Origin of the sequence: Micromonospora sp. RTGN7, from assembly GCF_033804645.1 — a bacterium.
Classification (GTDB): Bacteria; Actinomycetota; Actinomycetes; order Mycobacteriales; family Micromonosporaceae; genus Micromonospora.
Window position 1 is genome coordinate 739941 of the sequence record NZ_JAPZLF010000001.1, and the last position, 20005, is coordinate 759945.

14 protein-coding genes are annotated in these 20005 nt (G+C 74.7%); 10 read left to right on the forward strand and 4 right to left on the reverse strand.

Annotated features, from left to right (window positions below):
• Nucleotides 1-99: 99 nt before the first annotated feature.
• The 10 genes from SNR22_RS03205 to SNR22_RS03250 all read left to right on the forward strand — a co-directional run bounded on the left by SNR22_RS03205 (nucleotide 100) and on the right by SNR22_RS03250 (nucleotide 14795).
• On the forward strand, nucleotides 100-2889 hold the full coding sequence (locus SNR22_RS03205; protein WP_320064894.1) for a DEAD/DEAH box helicase: 2790 nt from the start codon (nucleotides 100-102) through the stop codon (nucleotides 2887-2889).
• 11 nt (nucleotides 2890-2900) lie between these two features.
• A complete protein-coding gene (locus SNR22_RS03210) occupies nucleotides 2901-4208 on the forward strand; it encodes an SWIM zinc finger family protein (RefSeq protein ID WP_320064895.1) in 1308 nt (435 codons plus the stop codon).
• Between the two features lie 188 nt (nucleotides 4209-4396).
• A complete protein-coding gene (locus SNR22_RS03215) occupies nucleotides 4397-5200 on the forward strand; it encodes a TetR/AcrR family transcriptional regulator (protein WP_320064896.1) in 804 nt (267 codons plus the stop codon).
• Between the two features lie 229 nt (nucleotides 5201-5429).
• A complete protein-coding gene (locus tag SNR22_RS03220) occupies nucleotides 5430-6743 on the forward strand; it encodes a hypothetical protein (protein WP_320064897.1) in 1314 nt (437 codons plus the stop codon).
• Between the two features lie 16 nt (nucleotides 6744-6759).
• On the forward strand, nucleotides 6760-7920 hold the full coding sequence (locus tag SNR22_RS03225) for a transporter substrate-binding domain-containing protein (RefSeq protein WP_320064898.1): 1161 nt from the start codon (nucleotides 6760-6762) through the stop codon (nucleotides 7918-7920).
• A gap of 14 nt (nucleotides 7921-7934) precedes the next feature.
• A complete protein-coding gene (locus SNR22_RS03230; RefSeq protein ID WP_320064899.1) occupies nucleotides 7935-9098 on the forward strand; it encodes a hypothetical protein in 1164 nt (387 codons plus the stop codon).
• The gene (locus tag SNR22_RS03235) at nucleotides 9095-11296 is read left to right on the forward strand and encodes a serine/threonine-protein kinase (RefSeq protein ID WP_320064900.1); all 2202 of its coding nucleotides are present in this window, start codon (nucleotides 9095-9097) and stop codon (nucleotides 11294-11296) included. The genes SNR22_RS03230 and SNR22_RS03235 overlap by 4 nt, the downstream gene beginning before the upstream one ends.
• Nucleotides 11297-11333: 37 nt before the next feature.
• Entirely contained in the window at nucleotides 11334-12812 is a 1479-nt protein-coding gene (locus tag SNR22_RS03240) for a vWA domain-containing protein (RefSeq protein ID WP_320064901.1), read from the forward strand.
• Nucleotides 12813-12821: 9 nt separating this feature from the next.
• On the forward strand, nucleotides 12822-13820 hold the full coding sequence (rfbB, locus tag SNR22_RS03245; RefSeq protein ID WP_320064902.1) for a dTDP-glucose 4,6-dehydratase: 999 nt from the start codon (nucleotides 12822-12824) through the stop codon (nucleotides 13818-13820).
• Nucleotides 13821-13943: 123 nt separating this feature from the next.
• Complete coding sequence (locus tag SNR22_RS03250) at nucleotides 13944-14795, forward strand: S1 family peptidase (RefSeq protein WP_320064903.1); 852 nt, start codon at nucleotides 13944-13946, stop codon at nucleotides 14793-14795.
• Here the strand turns inward: SNR22_RS03250 and SNR22_RS03255 are convergent.
• The 4 genes from SNR22_RS03255 to SNR22_RS03270 form a co-directional block, all read right to left on the reverse strand.
• On the reverse strand, nucleotides 14774-15778 hold the full coding sequence (locus tag SNR22_RS03255) for a sensor histidine kinase (RefSeq protein ID WP_320064904.1): 1005 nt from the start codon (nucleotides 15776-15778) through the stop codon (nucleotides 14774-14776). The two genes, SNR22_RS03250 and SNR22_RS03255, sit on opposite strands and share 22 nt — an antisense overlap.
• Nucleotides 15779-15981: 203 nt before the next feature.
• Nucleotides 15982-16986, reverse strand: a complete 1005-nt coding sequence (locus SNR22_RS03260) for a TAXI family TRAP transporter solute-binding subunit (RefSeq protein ID WP_320064905.1) — start codon at nucleotides 16984-16986, stop codon at nucleotides 15982-15984.
• On the reverse strand, nucleotides 16983-17375 hold the full coding sequence (locus SNR22_RS03265; RefSeq protein WP_320064906.1) for a roadblock/LC7 domain-containing protein: 393 nt from the start codon (nucleotides 17373-17375) through the stop codon (nucleotides 16983-16985). Before SNR22_RS03265 ends, SNR22_RS03260 begins: the two co-directional genes overlap by 4 nt.
• Nucleotides 17372-19984, reverse strand: a complete 2613-nt coding sequence (locus SNR22_RS03270; protein WP_320064907.1) for a sensor histidine kinase — start codon at nucleotides 19982-19984, stop codon at nucleotides 17372-17374. Before SNR22_RS03270 ends, SNR22_RS03265 begins: the two co-directional genes overlap by 4 nt.
• Nucleotides 19985-20005: the final 21 nt, after the last annotated feature.

The window sequence follows — 20005 nt, forward strand, 5'->3', positions numbered from 1 at the left end:
TCCAGCCGGGACAGCAGTAGGTCAGCCTACGGTACGTTGTACGCTAACGTTGCTCCGTCGGCAGGCGGTCGCCGCCCGCCCGACCACCCTGGAGGCACGGTGCGATTCGGGCGGTTCGCGGTCGTCTTCGAGCCGGGCGACCCACCCCGGACCGGCACGGTCAGCCTCTACGATCCGGCCGGACATGCCCTGCCGGAGGAGTTCGACGAGCTGGGGGAGTGCGGCGAGCTGGATCTCGCGCTGCCCCTCGACGGCCCCGTGGCGGCGTGGACGGTCCCGGTCTGCGCCGTCCCGGTGGGCGACGCGATCCGGCAGCTCGTCGCGCTGCGCGACGCCGATGACGTCACCCCCGCCGCCGCGTTCTGGTCGGCGGCGGCGGTCACCGGCCTGCACCTGGCCGCCCGGGGGCGGCTGTTGCCGGGGGTCTCCCCGGAGGGCTGGGACGCCTGGCGGGTGGGGCCGTTCGACGTCGCCGACGTGGAACGCATTCGGGCCCTCGCCGCGGCGATGCCGCCCGAGGCCCGCGCCGTGCCGGTCGACGCCGGAGCCGAGCAGCTCGTGCTGCCCGACCCGGAGGGGCTGGTCCGCGCCTTCCTCGACGCGGTGGCCGACACCCTGCCGCGCATTCCCGCCGCGACCTGGCTGACCGGCGACGCCCGGTTCACCAGCCTGGAGCCCGAGCCGGTGGACGACCTGCGTGACTGGGCGGGGGAGGTCTCCGCCGGGGTCGACACCGGCCTGCGGGTGGCGCTGCGGCTGGAGGGGCAGGGCGACTTCGACACCAGGCCGATCAACGCCGTGGTACGGATGCGCAGCCTCGCCGACCCCACCCTGGTCAGCGACGCGGCGGCGCTCTGGGAGGGCGACGAGCACGGGCTCGGCGAGGGGGCCACCTTCGAGGCGATGCTCGCCGTCCGGCGTGCCGCCACCGTGTGGCCGCCGCTGGAGCGGCTCCTCGACGAGGCCGCGCCGGTCGAGCTGGAGCTGCTCGACGAGGACCTGGTGGACCTCCTCGGCGGTGCCGAGGCGCGGCTCGCCGTCGTGGGCATCGACATCGAGTGGCCGCCGCAGATCTCCCGCGAGCTCAACGCCCGGGTGCTGGTCAGCTCCCCGCCCGAGGAGCCCGCCGAGGTGGCCGGGTTCTTCCGCTCCGCCGTGCTGCTGCCGCTGAGCTGGCAGCTCATCCTGGCCGGTGCCCCGCTGACCGTCGCCGAGATGGACCTGGTCGCCAAGTCACGGCCCATCGTCCGGCTGCGCGACCAGTGGGTGGCCGTCGAGCCGGAGCTGGCCCGCAAGGCCCGCGAGCGGCAGCTCAAGCCGCTGAAGGCGTACGACGCCCTGGCCGCGACGCTGATCGGCAGCACCGAGGTCGAGGGCGAGCGGGTCGAGGTGGTGGCCGACGGCTGGGTGGGCGCGCTGCGCGAGCGAATCGCCGAGCCCGACGGCGGGCCCGAGCCGCTGGAGCCGCCCAGCGCGCTGAACGGCACCCTGCGCGAGTACCAGCTCCGCGGCCTTCGCTGGCTGGAACGGATGACCTCGCTCGGCTTCGGTGGCTGCCTCGCCGACGACATGGGTCTGGGCAAGACCGTCACCGTCATCTCGCTGCACCTGCGCCGTCAGGCCGACCCCGCGAACGCCGGAGCGACCCTGGTCATCTGCCCGGCGTCGGTGCTCGGCAACTGGGAGCGGGAGATCGGGCGGTTCGCCCCGGGCACCCCGGTCCGCCGGTTCCACGGCACCACCCGCTCCCTCGACGGCCTGACCGACGGGTTCGCGCTGACCAGCTACGGCACCATGCGGGTCGACGCCGGGAACCTCGCCGCCCACCCCTGGGGCATGGTGGTCGCCGACGAGGCGCAGTACGTCAAGAACCGCCTCAGCGGCACCGCGAAGGCGCTGCGCGAGATTCCGGGCCGAGCCCGGATCGCCCTCACCGGCACCCCGGTGGAGAACAACCTCTCCGAGCTGTGGGCGATCCTCGACTGGACCACCCCCGGCCTGCTCGACAAGATCGGCGCGTTCCGGGCGACCTGGGCCCGGCCCATCGAGGTGGACCGGGACGGCGCCACCGTGGAGCGGCTGTCCCGGCTGGCCCGGCCGTTCCTGATGCGCCGGCGTAAGTCCGACCCCGGCATCGCCCCGGAGCTGCCGCCGAAGACCGTCACCGACCACCTCGTCTCGCTCACCGGCGAGCAGGCGATGCTCTACCAACGGGTGGTCGGCGAGGTGATGGCCGAGATCCGGGCCAGCAGCACCAACATCGCCCGACGCGGCCTGGTGCTCAAGCTGCTGGTCGGCCTCAAGCAGGTCTGCAACCACCCGGCGCACTACCTCAAGGAGCCGCACGGCAGGCTCACCGGCCGGTCGGAGAAGCTGCAACTCCTCGACGACCTGCTGGAGACCATCCTCGCCGCGGACGGCGGCGCGCTGGTCTTCACCCAGTACGTCCAGATGGCCCGGCTGCTGGAACGGCACCTGGCCGAGCGGGGCGTGCCGGCGCAACTGCTGCACGGCGGTACGCCGGTGCCCAAGCGCGAGGAGATGGTGCGCCGGTTCCAGGCCGGCGACGTGCCGGTGTTCCTGCTCTCCCTCAGGGCGGCCGGCACCGGCCTCAACCTGACCCGGGCCGACCACGTCATCCACTACGACCGGTGGTGGAACCCGGCGGTGGAGGAACAGGCCACCGACCGGGCGTACCGGATCGGGCAGACCAAGCCCGTGCAGGTGCACCGGCTGATCGCCCAGGGCACCCTGGAGGACCGGATCGCCGCCCTGCTGGAGTCCAAGCGGGAGTTGGCCGACGCGGTGCTCACCGGCGGCGAGACCGCCCTGACCGAACTGTCCGACGCCGAACTGTTCCGGCTCGTGCAGCTCCGCGACGAGGGATGAGGGGGCGGGACGTGGACTTCGACTACGAGTCCGACGAGTCCGACGACGAGCTGGAGCCCGATGGCGACACCGGGCGCTGCGAGGACGACAAGCGGGCGCGCAGCTTCCCGGCGTTCGGGCCAGGCAGACGGATCGGGAAGAAGTTCGCCGACACCTGGTGGGGCAACGCCTGGATCGAGGCGATGGAGCGCACCGCGCTCGACCCCGAACAGCTCAAGAAGGGCCGCCGGTACGCCTTCGCCGGGCAGGTCGGGGCGATCACCGTCAGCCCGGGCCGGATCTCCGCGCCGGTGCACGACGGCGACCAGTACACCCCGCACGAGACGGTGGTGCGCGTCGGCACCCTCGCCGAGGCGGAGTGGGACCGGCTGCTCGACACGGTCGCCGCGAAGGCCGGGCACATCGCCGCCCTGCTCGACCGGGACATGCCGCACGACCTGGTGAACACCGCCGACGATGCCGGGGTGCGCCTGCTGCCCAGCTTCGGCGACCTCGAACCGGAGTGCGACTGCCCGTCCTGGGACCATCCCTGCCGGCACGCCGCCGCGCTGTCGTACCAGGCGTCCTGGCTGCTCGACCGCGACCCGTTCGTGCTGCTGCTGCTGCGGGGCAGGGGCGAGGCGGAGCTCATCGAGGAGCTGCGTCAGCGCAACTCCCGCCGGTCCATCGCCGTCGCGGACGACGACGCCCTGGCCGGTACGCCCGCCGTCGAGGCGTACGCCGCGCCGCCGGTCCCGCTGCCCGAGCCGCCCCGGCCGGTGTCCGGTGAGCCGATGGCGCTGGCCCCGCTGCTCGCCGAGCACGAGGCGGCCGGGATCGACACCGAGGCGCTGGGGGTGCTCGCCGCCGACGCGGCGGCCCGGGCCCGGCACCTGCTCGCCGCGACCTCCGACGAGGTGCTCGCCCCGGAGCCCGACGCCTGGCAGGACGCGGTGCGGCTGGCCGCCCGGATGCCCCGTTCCCGGGCGGCGAAGCGGCTCGGCGAGGCCAGCGGCCGGGCGGCCGAACTGCCCCGGGCGATCAAGGCCTGGGAGTACGCGGGCGCGGCCGGCGTGTACGTCGTCGACGCGGTGTTCAGCCCGCCGAAGGAGCTCATCACCCGGGCCACCGATGCGCTGCGCGAGGCGGGCGAGGGTGACGGCGTTCCGCCCGAGGTGAAGAGCTGGCGCAACCGGTGGACCATCGGCCGCGACGTCCAGGTGCGGTACGGCCAGGACGGCCGCTGGTACCCGTTCCGGAAGCGGTCCGGGGAGTGGTGGCCGGCGGGTCCGCCCAGCCTCGACCCGGCGGACGCCCTGCTCGACCTGCCCCGGGACTGACCCGTCCTCGCCGCGGCCGGCCGGTTGGGGTCCCGGCCCGTCCTGATCGCGGCTGGGGAGCCGCTCGCCCGCTGGGCGGCCGGCCATGCCGTCGAGTTCCAGTCCGTCTGACCCGCAACGGGCTGATCGGTGCGGACGCCAATCAGCCCGTACGCGGTACGGTATGTTCCCGGTAAGCTGGCGGCACTATGCCGAACGAGCGCAAGGGCAAGATCGACCCCGCCCGCAGCCTGGCCATCCTCTGGCGCACCCGGGAGCCGACCAGCCGCAGCGCCGGGCCGGGGCTCAGCGTCGACCGGATCGTCCGGGCGGCGATCGAGATCGCCGACGTGGTGGGGATCGACGCGCTCACCATGCGTCGGGTCAGCGAGGCGCTGGGCGTCGGGACGATGTCGGTCTACACGTACGTGCCGGGCAAGGCCGAGCTGCTCAACGTCATGGTCGACACGCTCTACGGCGAGATGACGCGCCCGGCGGAGGTCCCCGGCGGCTGGCGGGCCCGGACCGAGCAGGTCGCCCGGGAGAACCTCAAGCTCTACCGCGCCCACCCGTGGCTGCTGCGCGCCGAGACCAGCCGGCCCGTGCTCGGCCCGAACCTGCTCGCCAAGTACGACTACGAGCTGGGCGCCGTGGCCGACATCGGCCTCAACGACGTGGAGATGGACGCCGTGCTCACCTTGGTCCTCGGGCACGTCAAGAGCGCGGCGCAAGCCGCGCTGGACGTGGCCGACCTGGAGCGTGAGACCGGCATGACGGACGGCCAGTGGTGGCAGTCGCACGCCCCCTGGCTGGAGAGGTTCGTGAACTCGGGCAGCTACCCGACGGCCTCCCGGGTGGGCTCGGCGGCCGGTGAGGAGCACGGCGCGGCGTACGGGCCGGAGTACGCGTTCGAGTTCGGCCTCCAGCGGGTGCTCGACGGCGTTGCGGTGGTGGTCGCCAAGCGTTCGGCCGCAGCCGGGCCGGACCGCTCGGGCCCGGCCGACGGCGGATAGGCCGGAACGGGCTCGACCGCCGGAGGAGGTGAGCCGCGGCGGTGACCCCGTGCGGGCGGGGCGCGTTCCCCGCCTGCACCGATCGTGACCGGTCGGATACTGGACACGTGCGGCGGGCCGCCCGGCTGCTCTGCCATCCTGGGTCTTCCCCGCCGGTGCCCATCCGCGCCGGCCACGACCCGGCGGGCGAGCCGAAGGCGGCGCGGGGCGGGGGTGGACGGGGGCGCGGATGACCGTACGTGTGGAAGCTGGCCGTAGGGCCGAGTCGTCGACCGCGACGCTGACCCGTGGCGCGGCGCACCCGGACCGGGGCGCCCCGGCGGGCTGGCGGGACCCGTTCCGTACGACCCCCGCCCGGATCATCGTCCATGGGATCGTCCTCGCGGCCCTGCTGGTGGCCACGGCCGTGGTGGCCCTGGGCGCGGGCGGGCCGGCCAGCACGCTGGGCGAACGGTCCGCTTCGGCCGCCGCGCGGACCGGAACGAGCGCCCGTCAGATCTACGTCGGCCTGGCCGACGCCGACGTCGCCGCCAGCGCCGCGTTCCTGCTGCCGCCCGGCGCGGACCGGCTGGCCGGGCTCAGGGCGAACTACCAACGGAAGATCCACGAGGTCGAGCACGCGCTGAACGCGTCGATGGGCGCGGCGGTCGACGACCCGGACCGACTGGCCAAACTGGCGGCCATCGCCGCCCGACTCCAGGTCTACCAGCGGATCCTCGCCGACGCGCTGACGGTGGCCGAGGCGCGGGGAACGGCCACCACCCAGGGGGTGCTCGCGTCCGCGTACGCCCGGGAGGCCTCGCACTACCTGGCCACCCAGCTGCTCACCGCCGCCCAGGCGTTGTGGGGCTACGACACCAGACTGCTGCGCAATGCCCGCGACGAGGCCCGGTGGTGGGTGGCGGCCTCCCTGCTGATGCCGTTGCTGACGCTGGCGGCGCTCGTCGCCGTGCAGTGGTGGCTGTGGCGGCGCACCCGCCGCCGGCTCAACATCGGCCTGCTGGCCGCCTCCGTCGGCGTCGTGGCCGTGCTGGCCATGGCCGTCGCCTCGTGGTCACACTGGCCGACCGCCGCCGACCGGCTCCCCGCGCTGGAGCAGGCGGTGGACGAGCAGCGCGCCACCCAGCAGCGGCTCGGCGCGTTGCTGGCGGGACGGGCGGATATCTACCTGGGGCTCGGCGCGAGCGTCGACCCGGCCGGCCACCACCGGGACTTCGACGGCCGGCGCCTCTGCGACGGCCCGGACGGGGTGGACTGCAGCACCCTCGCCGCCGTCTGGACCGCCCGGCAGAGTTCGGAGCCGAACGCGTTCCGTGAGGCCGTGGACGCGGTGCTGGACGGGGGGCGTGCCGGGGCGTCCTTCGACACGGCGACCACCACCCTGACGAACCGGCTGGACGAGGGCGACAAGCTGGTCACGGCGGGCGTGGAGCGCCTGGAGGCGGCACCGCGCCAATGGGGCGGGACCGCCGGCTGGGTGGCACTGCTCGCCGGTGCCGCGGTCGTCCTCGGGTTACGGCAACGGCTGGTCGAGTACCGGTGAGACGGGCGGTGGGCCGATGACGACACAGGCGACAACGCGAGCGGTGGCCCACCCCTTCGGCCGACGGCGGCCGGCGCCGGTCCGGGCGCCGGTCCGGGTGGCGGTCCGGGTGGCGGTCCGGGTGGCGCTGGCCGGGGTGCTGCTGCTGGCCCCGGCGGCGTGCACGGCGGCCCCGCCGTCCCCGGCGGCCGTCCCGCCCGCCGTACCCCCGGACACGAAGCAGCTCCCCACGAGCGACGGGCCGGCCAACGCCATCTGCACGGTGCGCAGCAGCTTCGCGCCGAGCAGCGCCCCGCCGCAGGCCGTCCTGGGCCGGGGGCCGGGGGAGGGGCTGGTCGTGGGCGTCGACCTGTCCGACGCCACGATGAGCCACTGGAACGCCGAGAGCCAGCAGTTCGAGGGCTTCAACATCGACCTGGTGCTGGCGGTGGCCCGGGCCATTTGGCCGGGGGAGGCGGACCCGCGGAAGCGGATCGTCTTCAAGGTGGTGCCGCCTGGCCAGGGCGCCTTCGCGATGCTGGAGGCGAACCACCCGGACCGGGTCGACTTCATCGCCACCTCCCTGACGGCGTCCTGTGAGCGCGCCAAGCAGGTGATCTTCTCCAACGACTACCTCGACTCGGGCCAGACGGTGCTGGTTCGGCGCAAGGACGGTCGCCCCGATGGTCTCCCGGAGTACGCGGGCTTGGAGCAGCTCGGCGGCCGTCGGATCTGCGCGGCGGCGCAGACCACCTCCCTCGCGATGATCGTCGGTTACCGGACGGCGAGCGGTCGACGGCCGGTGCCGGTGCAGGCCGCCCACGCCATCGATTGCCTGGTCATGCTGCGTCAGGGCCAGGTCGACGGGGTGAGCACGGACGAGAACATCCTGCTCGGCTTTACCCAGATGGCCACCGACACCGCGCTGGTGACCGAGCCGCCTCCGAACAACGACCCGTTCTGCCGCTACCACGACGGCAGGTGGCCGTGCACCTGGTTCACCGACGAGCCGCACGCCTTCGCGTTCGCCCGGGACAACCCGGACAGCCTGGCGCTGGCCCGGTTCGTCAACCACGTCCTGGAGTCCATGCGGGCCTCCAAGCTGTGGGCGACGGCGCACAAGCGGTGGCTCGCCCACCACCCCGACCGGGGCATGCCGACGCCGGGCCCTTCGGTCACGTCGTGGCCGCCCGGCTGAGGGGCGGGAGCGTGATGTCGGACAGCGGCCGGCTCGACGCGGTGCGCGCCGCGCACGACCTGACGTCCGAGTGGCTGCTGGAGACGCAGACGTTGATCATGAGTGAGTTCCGACTCCCGCTCACCGGTGTCACCGCCGGGACGGAGAACGCGGCCTGGGACGAGCTACGGGCGCTCGGCTGCCTGTCGCTGGCCATCGACCCGGCGGCCGAGGCACCTGGTCCGGCGGCCGAGGCACCCGGTCCGGCGGACCCCGGTCCCGGTCCGGCGGACGACGCGCCCAGCCCGGCGCAAGGGCGCGACGCCCCGCTCCTCGCCCGGCTGCTCACCGACCCGATCGAGGTGACGTTCACCTCCGTGACGGGCGAGGCTCCCCGGGTCGAGCGGCTGACCCTTGACGAGATCGTCGGGGCGGCCCGGGAACGCCGGGGCACGATCTGTCGGCTCGTCGACGCGTACCGGGTGGCGGTGCGGTTCGTGGAGGCCGACCTCGACCGGCTGCGTAGGGAGCTTGCGGAGCTGCGGCACCGGGCCGCGCTGGCCGGCCGGGACCCGGCGCTGCTGGACGTACCCGCGTCGCGGCTCGCCGAGCTGGAGCGGGAGGCCGCGACGGACCCGGTGGGATGCGGTCGCCCCGGTCCCTGGCGGGAGGGCCTGGCCGGCCTGGCGGACGACCTGGCCACGGTGCGCCGGGCGGTCGCCCCGGCCGACGACGACCCGGACCGGCTGCCGGCCCGGGAGCGGCGGCTGCGTTCGGCGGTGGAGCGGCTGCGGCGGCTCGTGGCCGAGGCGACCCGGGAGGGACTGGGCGAGGGCGGGATCCCGGTGGCCACGCTCGACGTCGACGGGCTGCTCGCCCGGGCCGAGGTGGCCCGGGCCGAGCCACCCGCCGGCAGCCCGGGCTCCGGCGGCGACGAACTGGCGGCCGCCCTCGACCGGGCCGCCGACCTGGTCGACGCCGCCCGACGGCGGCTGCGCGGCCGGTGCCACCTGGAACTCAGCGGACGGTTGGAGGCGTACCGGCAGCGCGCCGCCGACGAGGACCGGGCCGAGCACCCCGACCTTGACCAGAGCTACCGCGAGGCACGGGACCGGCTGCGTTCCGACGGCTTCGCCGTGACCGCCGCGAGCCGGGCGGTCCGCGCCTACCAGCAGGCCGTGAACGAGGTGACGCGATGACGTCCGCAATACGCTCCTGCGTGGAACGCAACTGTCCCGGAACGGTGGACCAGGACGGCTTCTGCCGGTTGTGGGGCCACCCGTGTGACGGCATCGCGCCGGCTGCGGGTCTGTCGGCGCGTCCGTCGGCGGTCGATCCGCAGCCGTCGGCCTCCGCCCACCCACCCGTCCCGGCGCCGCGCGACCCGTGGCGCCCCCGGTCCCGCCCGTGGGAGAACCCGGCGCTCATCCCGACGGCCCGGGCCCGGGACCCGCTGGAGGCGGTGCTGCCCCAGCCCGCCGTGCCTGAACACTCCCGCTACTGCCCGCAGACGACCTGCCGGCGCAGGGTGCCCCGGGTCAGCGGGTACTGCCCCAACTGCGGCACCCGTTACTCGTTCACCCCGCCGCTGGCCAAGGGCGACGTGCGCGCCGGGCGGTACCGGATCGAGGGTTGCCTCGGGCACGGTGGCGTGGGCTGGGTCTTCCTCGCCCGTGACGAGGACATGGACGGCAGCTGGCGGGTGCTGAAGGGGCAGCGCAATCCCTCCGACCGGGAGGCCGCGGCGGCGTTCGTCGCGGAACGGCAGGCGCTGATCGCGCTCAACCACCCCCGCATCGTCACGATCACGCACGCGCTGCGCCCCGAGCCCGACACCGGCGTCGGGTACCTGGTGATGGAGTTCGTCAACGGCGGCACCCTGGAGGACGCCCGCCGCGCCATCGGCCCGGACCGGGGGCCGGCCGCCGTCGACGTGCCGCAGGCGCTGGGGTACGCCGTGCAGATCCTCGACGCCTTCGAGTACCTGCACGACCGGGGCTGGCTGTACTGCGACCTCAAGCCCGAGAACGTCATGCTGATCGGCGGGTACGGCCTGGACGGCCCGCTCAAGCTCGTCGACTTCGGCGCGGCCCGGCGGATCGACAACACCGTCAGCCCGCCCTGGGGCACGGCGGGCTTCGAGGCCCCCGAGGTGCAGCGGCTCGGCCCGGCGGGGCCGAGCGTCCGCTCCGACATCTACACCGTCGGCCGTACCCTCGCCGCGTTGACCCTGGCGGTCAGCTCGGCGGACCTGCGCCCCCTGCCGGTGGGGCAGGACCTGCTGCGGCTGCCGCTGCCCGCGCGGCTCGACCCGTTCGCGCGGCTGCTGGCCCGGGCCACCGCCGTCGAACCCGAAGACCGGTTCGGCTCCGCCGCCGAGATGCGTGAACAGGTCAGGGGCGTTCGGCGGCAGGTACGTTCGGCGGCCGACGGCATCCCCCGACCCACCCGGTCCACGCTGTTCAGCCCGGCGGCGTGTGCGTTCGCGCTGCACGCCGACGCCGACGCCCTCGACGTGGTGGAGATCGCGCTCGGCCTGCCGATGCCGCTGGTCGACGGCAACGACCCGGCGGCCGGTTTCCTCGCCTCGCTCGGCCCGGCCGAGCCCGCCGAGCTGATTGCCCTCCTCGGCGCCGCGCCCGAGCACACGGCGGCGGTCACCTACCGGATGGTGCGGGCCCACCTCGCCGCCGGCCGGGCGGACGAGGCGGGGCTGCTGCTCGCCGACTTCCCCGACGACCTGCGGGACTGGTCGCTCTGGTGGCACCGGGGCCTGGTGGCCCTGGTGCAGCGCGACAGCGAGGCTGCCCGGGACCTGTTCGGTCTGGTGTACGGGCGGTTGCCCGGCGAGGTCTCCGCCCGCCTGGCGTACGCGGTGGCCTGCGAGGTGGCCGGCGACCATCCCGCGGCGACTGCGCACCACCGGGGGGTGTGGGAGACCGACCAGGGGGTGGTTGCCGCGGCCTTCGGGCTGGCCCGCTGTCTGTTCGTCACCGAGGGCCCCCGCGCGGCGGCGGCCGTCCTGCTCACGGTGCCGGAGTCCTCCCGCGCCTCGACGGTGGCGGTGACCTGCGCGGTGCGGATGCTGCTCGACGCGCCGGAGGACGGCCACCGGCTCGACGCCGCGCTCGACGCCGCGGCCGTCGTGGAGAAGCTGCCCGCGTTCGCCGAACGCGACCTGGTCGAGGCGTACATCCTGCGGATCGCCCTCGGCAGCGACCTCGACGACCCCCGGTACGCCGACCGGCGCCTGTTCGGCCACCGGCTGGACCCCGACACCCTGCGCCGCGTCTTCGAACGCACCTGCCGGTCCCTGGCCGGGCACACCGGCGACCGGCAGGAGCGCATCGCGCTCGTGGACCTTGCCAACGCGTACCGGCCGGTGACCTGGTGGTGACCCCGGCCGACGGGAACGACGACGAAAGGAGCCCCGCGTGAGCGCACCGGACGGGCTGCGGCTTGACCTGACCGCGCACCACAGCGAGTACCTGCCGGCCGACGGCGGGATCGTCGACGTCGTCGCCGCCGTCCGGGCCGGGCCGGCCGGGGGTGACGTGCGGCACGACGGGCTCGCCGAGGTGATCCTGCTCGACTGTTCCGGCTCGATGGGCACGCCGCAGGCCAAGATGCGGGCCGCCCGCGCGGCCACCCTCGCGGCCGTCGACGCGCTGCCCGACGGGGTGGCGTTCGCCGTGGTGGAGGGCACCAGCGGAGCCGCGATGATCTACCCAGGGCAGCGCCGGCTCGCCATCGCCGACGAGAGCACCCGCGCGGTGGCCCGGCGCGCGGTGCGCAAGGCGTCGCCGCACGGCGGCACCGCCATCGGCAGGTGGCTGCTGCTGGCCCGGGACCTGCTCGGCACCCGGCCCGACGCGATCGGGCACGCCATCCTGCTCACCGACGGCCGCAACGAGTCCCAGCAAGCCGCCGAGCTGAAGGCGGCGGTGGATGCCTGCGCCGGCCGGTTCACCGTGGACTGCCGGGCCATCGGCTCGGCGGACGGGGTGCACGACTGGGACGGGCCGGAGCTGCTCGGCATCGCCGACGCGCTCGGCGCGAACCCGGTCGTGCCGGTGGAGGACCTCGGCGGGCTCGCCGCCGAGTTCGCCGCCGTGCTGGACCGCGCGTTGACCCGTCGCACCGCCGACGCCCGCCTGCGGGTACGTACCAGCGCGCTGGCCCGGATCCGCTTCGTCAAGCAGGTCTACCCGACCATTGCCGACCTCACCCCCAGGGGCGTCCCCGCCGACGACCGCAGCACCGACTTCCCCCTCGGCGCGTGGAGCCCGGCGGACCGGCGCGACTACCACGTGGCGCTGGAGGTCGACGCGCTGAACCCGGAGGCGCGGCGGCGGGCCGGCTGGCTGAGCGTGCGGGTCGAGGGGGCCACGGACGGCGACGAGGTGCCCGTCGACGTGCAGTGGACCGACGAGATCGAGCTGTTCTCCCGGGTGCACGAGACCGTCGCGCACTACACCCACCAGCAGGGGTACGCCGAGGAGGTGCGGCTGGCCCTGGCTGCCGCCGGCGTCGGCCGGCTCACCGAAGCGGAGCACCACCTCGGCCGGGCCGTGGCGCTGGCCCGCGCGGGCGGCCACGACGACAAGCTGCGGCAGCTCGAACGGATCGTGGACATCACGGACGCCGCCGTCGGCGAGGTGCGTCTCAAGCCCGGCGTCGACCTGCGGCGCTGGCAGTACTCCGCGGTGGTCGCGCCGCAGACGTCCTCCTGGGTGTCCGGCGGGCCGGAGCCCGCGCCGGACCGGTCGGGCCCCTCGCCCTATCCGGCACCCGAGCAGCGGGTCCCCCCGTGGGAGCACTGCGCAGAGGTGCACACCCGCCCGTACTGCGGGGAGTGCGGGGCCCACCACGAGTCACCCATTGGGCCCGCGCCGTCGCCAGGGATCGATTAGGATCACTTCATGGCTCACCTGTTGGTCACCGGCGGCGCCGGCTTCATCGGCGCGAACTTCGTCCGACGGGCGCTGGCGGCCTACCCGGATGGCCGCCTGACGGTGCTCGACGCGCTCACCTATGCCGGCAACCGCGCCAACCTCGCCGAGGTCGCCGACCGGATCAGGTTCGTGCACGGCAACGTCTGCGACGCCGATCTGGTCGACGGCCTGGTACGCGACGCCGACGTGGTGGTCCACTTCGCCGCCGAGTCCCACGTCGACTACTCGCTGCAGGACCCGCGCCCGTTCCTGAGCAGCAACGTGGAGGGCACGTTCGTGCTGCTGGAGGCGGTGCGACGGCACGATCGTCGGCTGCACCACATCTCCACCGACGAGGTGTTCGGCAGCCTCCCGCTGGATGGCGCGGAGCGGTTCACCGAGGAGAGCCGGTACGACCCGTCGAGCCCGTACTCGGCCACCAAGGCGGCGGCGGACATGCTGGTCCGGGCGTGGGTGCGGGCGTACGGGGTGCGGGCCACCCTCTCGTACTGCACGAACAACTACGGCCCGTACCAGAACGTCGAGAAGTTCCTGCCCCGGCAGATCACCAACGTCCTGCGGGGGCGGCGACCGAGGCTGTACGGCACCGGGGAGAACGTCCGCGAGTGGACCCACGTCGACGACCACAACGACGCGATCCTGCGGATCATCGCCGATGGCCGGGTGGGGGAGACGTACCTGATCGGCTCGGACGCACAGTGGAGCAACCGGGCCCTGCTGGAGTTGACGATGTCGCTGCTCGGGCGCCCGGTCGACGAATTCGACGTGGTGCCCGACCGGCCGGGCCACGACCTGCGGTACGCCACCGACAGCACGAAGATCCGACGGGAGCTGGGCTGGCGGCCCCGGCACACGGACCTCGCCGACGGGATCGCCGACACCATCGACTGGTACCGGCGCAACGAGTGGTGGTGGGGGCCGCAGAAGGACGCCACCGAGGCCCGGTACGCCGACATCGGCCGCTGACCGCTGCGGTGTCGGTGATCCGCCAGAGGCGGACTGCATCGAAGCATCTCGACGTATTGAACCGGGTGGGCGCAGCGCGGATGCTGTATGGAATCCACGTTCACCGATGTGCGGAGGCTCTGGATGCGTCGCTTCCCCCTGCTCGCCCTCCTGCTCGCCGTCCCCCTGCTGGCACCGCCGGCGGCCGCCACCGCCGCCCCCACCGCCGCCCCAGCCGTCTTGCCGGCCGCCCTGCCCGCCGCCGGCCCGGTCGGCACCGCCTGGACCGTGGACCCGAGAACCGGCCGGACCACCGTCGCCGTGGACGACACGGTGAACGACAGCGAACTGGCCGGGCTGCACACCCGGCTCTCCGGGACCGGCGCGGTGGTCCGCCGGGAGCCGGGCCGGCTCAGCACTTTGATCGCCGGCGGACAGGCCGTCTACGGCGGCGGCGGTCGCTGCTCGTTGGGCGCCAACGTCCGCAGCGGCAGCACGTACTACTTCGTCACCGCCGGCCACTGCACGACGGCCGCCGCCACCTGGTACGCCGACGGCGCCGGCACGACGCTCCTCGGCTCCAGCACCGGCACCAGCTTCCCCGGCAACGACTACGGGATCGTGCGCTACACCTCCCCGACGACCGCCCACCCGAGCGCCGTCTACACGTACCCGGGAACGGTGACCATCACCGGTGCCGGCACGCCGGTCATCGGCATGGCCGTCTGCCGCAGCGGCTCCACCACCGGCGTGCGGTGCGGCACGATCACCGCCCTCAACGCCACCGTCAACTACGCCCAGGGTTCGGTCAGCGGCCTGATCCGCACCAACATCTGCGCCGAGCCCGGCGACAGCGGCGGCCCGCTCTACATCGCGGCCACCGGCAAGGTCATCGGCATCCTCTCCGGCGGCAGCGGCAACTGCACCTCCGGCGGCACCACCTACTACCAGCCGATCAACGAGATCCTGGCCGCCTACGGGGTGACCATCCCCTGAGCCGGCAGGGCCGGGCGGCCTCCGGCGGTGACGTGCGGGTTCCCCGCGGTCAGCCGTAGCGTGTAGCCGCCCGGCCCCCGCTGCCACGTGACGTGGTTGCAGGACTGGTGGGTGATCCAGAGGCCGAGCCCGCCCTCCGTGCCGTCGGTGATCGGCAGCAGCCCCGCGAAGGGGGCCTTCGGCCCCTCGCCGCCGTCGGAGACCGTCACCACCGTCCGGTCCGCCCCGACCCACAGCCGCAGCCGCACCGGCGGCTGGCCGTGCCGGATCGCGTTGGTCACCGCCTCGCTGACCGCCACCACCAGGTCCTCGACGTCGGCGGCGGGCAGCAGCCCCCGGTCGGCGGCGCGAACGGCGGCGCGGGCCTGCGCGGCCGTGGGCGCGGCCAACTCGACCGCCGGCGGCGTCGACTGGAGCGGATCGGGCAGCACCGGGCGGTCCTCCCGCAGGTACTCCGTCGGCTCCGCGTAGGCGGGGCTCAGCACGTGCCGGCCGTCCGGGGTGAGGTGCCGGGGGTGCGTCCGGGCCACGTCGTCCAGCACCGACGCGGGCGTGATCCGGGTGTCGTACGCGCAGAGGCTCCACAGCGGGAAGTCGTCGTAGGCGTGGTTTATCGCCGACTCGTACCGCGCCCACCAGTCCCAGGTCGCGCCGAGCGCGACCCGCGGCAGCTCATCGATGATCCGGATCTGCCGTGCCCCGGCGGCGACGTGCCCGGCGAGCATCTTCCGGCAGGACCGGATGACGGCGGCGGGCCGGGCGTGGATGTCCCCGCCCGCGAGGAAGGTGACCCCCGAGTCGGCGGGCAGCACGCCCCGGAGCAGGGCGGCGTTGCGTGGGCCGAAGGAGACCACCGTCGGCTCGCCGGCGGCGACCCCGTCGAGCAGGAACGGCACCGTGACCGCCAGCAACTCCTCCTCGGAGCCGTAGCAGACCGCCTCGTGGAAGTAGCCGTGGTGATCGACGGCGGCACCGGTCCTCATCGGGTCGCCTCCACCCGCGGGACGATCCGGGTGGCTCCGTCGCACAGGGCGTTGACGAGCCCCGGGACGGCGGTCAGCCACGCTTCACGCCGCCAGCAGATGTGGCCGGTAGGCGGGGCAGAGCGCGCGCCGGTGCTCATGCGGGCCGCCTCATGGCGTCAGTCTATGCTCGTCCGAGGCCCGCCTGTCCGGGGCCGCCCCGGTCATCCGCCCTGGTAGAAGCGGGACGCGCCGGGATGTAACGGGATCGGGTCGGTGTTGGCCGCGCTCATCCGGTCGAAGTTGCGCCCCTCCGGGTGCACCGCCCCCAGCTCGGTCTGGTGTGCGAAGAGCAGCGTCGTCAGGTCGTACGCCAGCTTGTCCGGCATGTCGACGCTGACCAGGATCATGTTGGCCACCGTCACCGTCGGCACCGCCGCCGGCGTCCCGTACGCCTTCGCGGGCAGGTCGGCGGTGGTGTAGACGGGCCCGTACACGGCGGTCAACGGCTCGATCAGGTCGGCGATCGGCAGGAACCGGAACTTTCCCGGGGCGGCGGCGAGCAGGTCGGTGATGCCCGGCGTGGGCAGCCCGCCGGAGAAGAACATCGCGTCGAGGGTGCCGGCCCGCATCCGGGCGGCGGTGTCCGGCAGGGAGAGTCGGGCCCGGTCGACGTCCCTGTTTGGGTCCATTCCCGCAGCGGTGAGCAGCCGGCCGGCGATGACGTCGGTGCCCGAGCGGGGGGAGCCGGTGGAGACCCGCCTGCCCCGCAGGTCGGACAGTTGGGTGATCTTCGTATCGGCGCGCACCAGCACGTGGGTGTAGTTGCTGTAGACCCGGGCCAGCGCGCGTACCTGCTGCGGACGGCCCTGGAACGCATCCCGCCCCGCGGTGGCGTCCGCGGCGGTGTCCGCCAGGCTGAACGCGATCTCCATGTCGCCGCTCGTGACCCGGGTGATGTTCTCTCCCGAGGCCCCGGTCGGTTCGGCGCGCGCCTCGTAACCGGGCAGGTATCGGCTGATCAGGTCGGCGAACCCGCCGCCGAGTTGGTAGTAGACGCCGGTGGTGTTGCCGGTGGCGAGGAAGATCCGCCCCTCGTGCCAGGGCGTCGGCCGGGGCGCCGCGTCGCTGCCGCAGCCGGACGCCAGCAGGACGGCCGAGAGCGCGACCAGCGAGGCGAGCATCCGACGGGGCCGCCCGTGGCGCGGCGGTGCGGGGCGAGCGGTCACGACCGGGCCACCGGTTCGAGGGCCTCGGCCACCCGTTGCACCAGCATCGCCGTCTCGTAGCCGATCTGGCCCAGGTCGCAGCCGGGCGAGGCCAGCACACCGATCAGCGCCCGGTCGCCGACGGCCATCACCAGCAGGACACCGCCGTCCATGTCGACGATCTGTTGGCGTACCCGGCCGGCGTTCATGAACCGGGCGGCGCCGACGGTGAGGCTCGCCAGGCCGCTGATCACGGCGGACAGGTGGTCGACCTGGTCGGCGGAGAGGCCCGGGGAGGAGGCCAGCTTGAGGCCGTCGCCGGAGACGGCGAGGGCGTGGGCGACGTCGGGAACCTGGGTGGCGAAGCTGGCCAACAGCCAGTCGAGACCGGTGCTCGGCTGCGGATTCATGAGGTTCTCCTGGTGGGGTCGCTCTGTTGGCTGCGGCGCATCGCGGTCGCGACGCCCTCGGCCAGTGCGGAGAGCCGGGCCCGGACGAGTTCCGGGTCCAGCAGGTCGTCCGGCTGCCGCCGGGCCGGCTGTGGGTCGGGCAGCGACGGTGCCAGTTGGCTGCCCCGAACGCGCTGCGGCAGCGCCGCGCCGCCCGGCGCCGGACGACCCGGTGCCGGGCCGGCCGCACCCGGGGCCGCACCCGGGGCCGTGCCCCATGCCGCGCTGCCCGGTGCCGGGCCGGCCGCACCCGGGGCCGTGCGCGTGCGCCATGCCGCGCCGCCGCCCCACGTCGGCCCGCCCCACGCAATGCCGCCGCCGGCCGGCATCCCGGCAGGCCCGGCCGATGCGGAGTGCGGCTTCGCCCCGAGCACCGGCAGCGCCACCGTCGGGGCGTGCTGGGAACGCGCCAGGGCCGAGACCGCGGTGAGCTGCCCGGCGACCGGCTCGGGCGACCAGGGCGGCGGCGGCCCGGCAGCCGTACGGCCGGGGGAGAACCAGGTCTCCGGCATCGATGGCCGCCCCGGTGCCGACGGCGTCGCCGGCTGTCGGGCGGTGAGGGCGGGGACGGGCCGGGTCACCACCTTCTCCGCCAGGGTGAGGGCGGTCTCCGGGACCTCGACGGTGGCCGTGGTGCCCCCGCCGCCGCTGTGCAGCGACACCCGGATGTGGTGCCGGGCGGCCAGGTGCGCGACCACGTGCAGTCCCATGCTGCCCGCTGCGGCGCTGGACAGCGTGCCCGGCGTGTCGAGCCGTTCGTTGATCTCGGCCAGCCGGTTCGCGCTGATCCCGATGCCCCGATCGTGGACCCGCAGGACCAGACCGTCGATCACGCGCCGGCCGTCGACCCGCACCATCGCGTGCGGCGGCGAGTACGCCGTGGCGTTCTCCAGCAGCTCGGCGAGCAGGTGCACCAGGTTTCCGACGACCGACGCGTCGATGGCCGCCAGCGGCAGGTCCGCCTCGATCCGGGTGTACTCCTCGATCTCGGCGGCGGCGGCCGTCACCACGTCGGCGATCAGGTGCGCGCCGTGCTGCCCGCGCCCGGGTTCGCCGCCGGCCAGCACCAGCAGGTTCTCCCCGTTGCGCCGCAGCCGGGCCGCGAGGTGGTCGAGGGCGAAGAGCCGGGCCAGCGCGTCCGGGTCGGTCTCCTCCCGCTCGAACTCGTCGAGCAGCCGAAGCTGCCGGGTGATCAGGGTACGGATCCGCCGGGCCAGCGCCTCCGCCATCCGGGTCATGTCGACCCGCAGCTCCGCCTGCTGCCCCGCGAGCCGTAGCGCCGACCGGTTGACGGTGTCGAACGCGTCCGCCACCTGGGCGATCTCGTCGCGTCCCCGGGCGATGCCGGCGGCCAGGTCGAGCGCGGACCCCTTCTCGTCGGCCTGCCCGGCGGGCAGCCTGTCGGCCGGGTTCGCGATCGTCGGCCGCCCGGTGGTGACGCCACCGGCCGCGATGGAGGCGATCCGGTCGGGCAGTTCCCGGTGGGCCATGGCCAGCGCGGCCACCCGCAGCCGGCGCAGCCGGCGGCTGGTGTGCACCGCGAGCAGGCTCGCGGCGGCGAAGGAGAGCGCCGCCACGGCCAGGGTGACCCCGGCGCTGACCAGGGCGTCCCGCCAGGCGGTGCTGGCCAGCTCGGCCGCCTGCCGGTCCAACTGCTCGGAGAGGCCCCGGCTGATCAGGTTGTACCGGCGGATCACCCCGCTCTGCGCCACGTACCACGCGTCGCCGTCGGCCCCCAGCGCCTCCGGCGCCGTGTCCGCGCCCAGGGCGCCGTCGCGCATCCGGCGGGCGGTGGCGACGTCCTGGCCGTCGAGCAGTCGGTTGTAGACGGCCGCCGAGGCGGGGCTGGCGATCCGGGAGAACTCCGCCTGCCGCTGTTCCTGGGCCCCGCGTAGCTGGGCCACCCGGGCCAGTTCGCCCGGTGCCAGCGCGCCCCGGGAGAAGATGGCCCGCAGCAGGTCCCGTTCCAGTGCGGCGAAGTGTTCCTGGGCGGCGACGGCGGCCACCTCGCGGGCCGCGTTCGCCAGGTCGGTGTCGCGTAGCTGGGCGGGGAGCGCGTCGGCGACGCCGAGCAGCGTCTCGACCAGACTCACGTAGAGCTGGTCGGCGGGGCGGGCGCCGAGCGCGAGCCCTCGCGCGTCGTCGAGCTGGGCGAGTTGGCCGTCCGCGCCGTCCAGTGCGCCGACCAGCGTCGGGGCGGCCCGCCGGGCGTCGTCGCGGGCCGACCGGTACCGCTCGGCAGCCGCGTCGACCCGCTGACGCTGCGCGTTGACCAGTTGCCGGCCGGACGCGCCGCCGCGCTGGCGCAGCGCGACCGTCTCGGCGAGCTCCCGCTCCAGCTCGTGCACGAGTCGTACGGTCGCGGTGGCCGTGCCCGCGAGCACCCGGGCCCGCTCGGCGTCGGCGGTGGCGGCCAGAGCCGTCCGGGTCTGCAGGGTGCCGAGTACGAGCAGGCCGACCGTGGCGATCAGGATCGGCGCGACCAGTTGGGTCCGCACCGACCACAACCGGTTGGTCCGGTCCGTGGGCCGGTTGTGCCGGCGTACGTCAGCAGTGCCGGGCTGGGGCACGCGGGCCTCCGGGGCGGTGGG

What these genes read in the sequence shown, in the direction of transcription:
- SNR22_RS03215 (WP_320064896.1), top strand. Translation starts at nt 4,397, where the DNA reads ATGCCGAACGAGCGCAAGGGCAAGATCGACCCCGCCCGCAGCCTGGCC.
- SNR22_RS03220 (WP_320064897.1), top strand. Translation starts at nt 5,430, where the DNA reads ATGACCGTACGTGTGGAAGCTGGCCGTAGGGCCGAGTCGTCGACCGCG.
- SNR22_RS03225 (WP_320064898.1), top strand. Translation starts at nt 6,760, where the DNA reads ATGACGACACAGGCGACAACGCGAGCGGTGGCCCACCCCTTCGGCCGA.
- SNR22_RS03230 (WP_320064899.1), top strand. Translation starts at nt 7,935, where the DNA reads ATGTCGGACAGCGGCCGGCTCGACGCGGTGCGCGCCGCGCACGACCTG.
- SNR22_RS03235 (WP_320064900.1), top strand. Translation starts at nt 9,095, where the DNA reads ATGACGTCCGCAATACGCTCCTGCGTGGAACGCAACTGTCCCGGAACG.
- rfbB (WP_320064902.1), top strand. Translation starts at nt 12,822, where the DNA reads ATGGCTCACCTGTTGGTCACCGGCGGCGCCGGCTTCATCGGCGCGAAC.
- SNR22_RS03250 (WP_320064903.1), top strand. Translation starts at nt 13,944, where the DNA reads ATGCGTCGCTTCCCCCTGCTCGCCCTCCTGCTCGCCGTCCCCCTGCTG.
- SNR22_RS03255 (WP_320064904.1), bottom strand. Translation starts at nt 15,778, where the DNA reads ATGAGGACCGGTGCCGCCGTCGATCACCACGGCTACTTCCACGAGGCG.
- SNR22_RS03265 (WP_320064906.1), bottom strand. Translation starts at nt 17,375, where the DNA reads ATGAATCCGCAGCCGAGCACCGGTCTCGACTGGCTGTTGGCCAGCTTC.